At 74.5% G+C, this 2,165-nt stretch carries 2 protein-coding genes; one reads left to right on the top strand and one right to left on the bottom strand.

What is annotated here, in order from left to right; genetic code table 11:
- Positions 1-919, bottom strand: a 919-nt coding sequence (locus I53_RS24965) for an MFS transporter (RefSeq protein WP_043355832.1), incomplete at its 3' end; no start/stop codon positions are given.
- 137 nt (positions 920-1,056) lie between these two features.
- Between I53_RS24965 and I53_RS24960 the strand changes: the two genes are divergently transcribed.
- A partial coding sequence (locus tag I53_RS24960; RefSeq protein ID WP_043355830.1) for a hypothetical protein occupies positions 1,057-2,165 on the top strand: 1,109 nt, incomplete at its 3' end.

Here is a 2,165-nt window from a genome sequence, read left to right as displayed (position 1 = left end):
CGAAGGTCAGGCCGTGGAGGCATTGCAGCGGCACCAGCGCGGCGAGATGGTCGCCGAGGAGGAACATGCCGACCGCCCGCAGGATCGCCGCGACGGCCCCGGCGCCGAGGAGCCGCACCGGGCTGCGCCAGGCGGCCGGCAGGGCGGGCAGGGCGGCGAACAGGGCGATCTCGGCGAGCACCCCGGTCGCCCAGAGCGAGCCGACCCAGGCCGCCGGGATCCCCTGGCTGGTCCAGTAGATGCTGCCGAACCCGTAGATCGCCCGTTGGCTCGCCTGGATCGCGGCCGCCGCGCCGATACACAGCCACAGCTTCAGCGGCAGCCGCGGCCGGCCTGTTCCCGCCGCGGACGGCGGCAGGGCCGCCACCGCGCGGCTGCGCCACGCCACCAGCGCCGCGCCGAGGGCGAGGCCGGTCAGCAGAAGCGGCACGGCGAGCCGCCCGCCCAGCGCCGTCAGAAGCACTCCGCCCGCGAGGTTCGCCAGCAGGAACGCGACGGAGCCCGCCATCCGGATCCGCGAATAGGCGAGGCGGGAATCCCCGCGCACGGCCGCGAGCGTCAGGTAGTCGATGCAGGGCACGAGGGGCGCGCCGGCGACCGCGTTGAGCACGATGAGCGCGGCGAGCCACGGCCAGGCGATCCCGGCCGCGGCCGGCATCAACGCGTAGGTCAGGCTGAGCGCGAGGCTGCCGAGCAGGATCAGCCGGCGCGGGCCCAGGCCCCGGTCGAGCAGGCTCATGAGCGGGGCCGTGGCGGCGATCCGCGTGGCGATCGGCAGCGCGAGCAGGAGGCCGATCACCCTTGCATCGAGGCCCAGGGCGTTGAGCCACAGGGGCATGAACGGCATCGCGATGCCGATCTCGGTGAACACCACGGCGTAGAGCAGCGACAGGCGCGCCGGGCCGGACGGGCGGGGCAAGGCGGGTCTCGACGGGAGGGGCGGGGGGCGTAGGCCGTCCGTAAGCGCCCGTTAAAGGGAGTCTGTCAAATTCCCGGGGATTGGCGCGCACCTGGGCGGGCCGCTACCGCGCCCGCCGCCAGCGTCCAGAGAGGCCCATGTTCGGTTCCGTGACTCCGAGCGCGCATGCGTCGGCCGAGTACGAGGCGATCGAGGCGACGATCAGCGCCAGCGAGCGCGGCCGCTGGTTCCTCGCCGAGTACGCCCGGCGCAACCGGGGCCCCGAAACCGAGGTGCTGCTCGGAGCGATCGCACGGCTGGAGCGGAGCGTCACCGCCGACCGCGGGCAGGAGGCCTTCGGCCACCTGCGCGGCAACCTCCTCGACATGGCCGACGCGATCAGCCGGACCAAGGGCGAGATCGCGGCGCTCAACGCCCCGAACAGCGACGAGACCCGGCTGACGCAGGCGTCGCTCGCCCTCGACGCCATCGTGCGCGAGACCGAGCAGGCCACCTCCGACATCCTCAGCGCCGCCGAGTCGATCCAGGAGGCGGCCTGGACCCTCCGCGAGCATGGGGCCGACGCGCAGGCCTGCGACGCCCTCGACCGCCACGCCACCGCGATCTACACCGCCTGCTCCTTCCAGGACCTGACCGCGCAGCGCACCGCCCGGATCGTCTACACCCTGCGCTACCTGGAGGACCGGGTCTCCGCGATGATCGCCATCTGGGGCGAGGACGCGGTGCGGGTGCCGCCCCACCGGAGCGCGCGGCCGGCCGGCGAGCCGGCCGATCTGAACCAGAGCGACGTCGACCGCTACATCGCCATGGACGTACCGGCCATCACGGTGGCCGCCCTCGTGGCGCGCCCCGGCAGCCCGGCGCTCCACGAGGATCTGGTGTTCCTCCCGGTCTCGGCGGAGGCCGAGCCGGATGCGGAAGCACCGGAGCGGGTCGCGGATTCCGAGCCGGAGGCCGTCGCGGCGCCGGTCGACGAGATCGACAGGGTGGCCGACCTGGTGGCCGACCTGGACACCGTTCCCGGCTTTGCCGACGAGCGCGAGACTGTCTCGCCCCCTGACACCGGCACCTTCGCCGAGGCCGCGCCGGAGCCCGACGCCGCGCCGGAGCCCGACGCCGCGCCGGAGCCCCACGCCCCGCTCGGAGCGGATATGGCCGATCTGGCCTGGGGCGAGGCCGTCGCGGCAGCCCCCGAGCCGGCCATGCCGCCGGAGGATCCGGCCCTGAGCTTCCCCGAGATCGCGGC

The sequence above is a fragment of the Methylobacterium sp. B1 genome (assembly GCF_000333255.1).
In the GTDB taxonomy this organism is placed as follows: Bacteria; Pseudomonadota; Alphaproteobacteria; order Rhizobiales; family Beijerinckiaceae; genus Methylobacterium; species Methylobacterium fujisawaense.
Note: the sequence above shows the minus strand (reverse complement) of the source record. Positions and strands in the feature narration are given on the sequence as shown.